1 protein-coding gene is annotated in these 638 nt (G+C 42.3%); it reads left to right on the forward strand.

The window, feature by feature from the left end; translation table 11 throughout:
* The coding region (locus HMPREF9065_RS03590) for an IS3 family transposase (protein WP_021616354.1) at nt 1–612 on the forward strand (612 nt) is incomplete at its 5' end.
* Nucleotides 613–638 lie beyond the last annotated feature (26 nt).

Here is a 638-nt window from a genome sequence, read left to right on the forward strand (position 1 = left end):
CAACGTTTAATGCGGGAGCTTGGACTTCAAGTGCGGTCAAGAAAAGGCAAGAAATTCACGACCTATCGAGGCACAATAGGCCATATTGCCCCGAATCGTCTTGAGCGTGATTTTACGGCAACCGGCCCGAATCAAAAGTGGGTGACGGATATCACGGAGTTTAAAGCGAAAGATGGGGGAAAAGTCTATTTATCCCCGATTTTAGACTTATTTAACAATGAGATAGTCGCCTTTAATCTCAGCTACTCGCCGAATTGGGCACAAGTTGAGTCAATGTTAAACATGGCGGGCAAACGCCTGAATAAGGTTGAAGGCTTGATTTTACATTCAGACCAAGGCTGGCAGTATCAGATGGTAGCTTATCGTCGAATACTTGTCGAGCGGGGTATCATTCAAAGTATGTCAAGAAAAGGGAATTGCTTAGATAACGCCGCAATGGAAAGTTTCTTTGGGCGATTAAAAACGGAATGCTTTTATGGCAAAGAATTTAAAACAAAAGAAGAGATAGTTGAAGCGGTAAGGGATTATTTGGACTATTATAACCACCGTCGAATCCAACTGAAATTAAAAGGACTGAGTCCGATACAATATCGTTGTCAGTCCTTGAATTAATCGTCTAGATTTTGGGGGTCAGATCA

The sequence above is a fragment of the Aggregatibacter sp. oral taxon 458 str. W10330 genome (assembly GCF_000466335.1).
GTDB lineage: Bacteria > Pseudomonadota > Gammaproteobacteria > Enterobacterales > Pasteurellaceae > Aggregatibacter.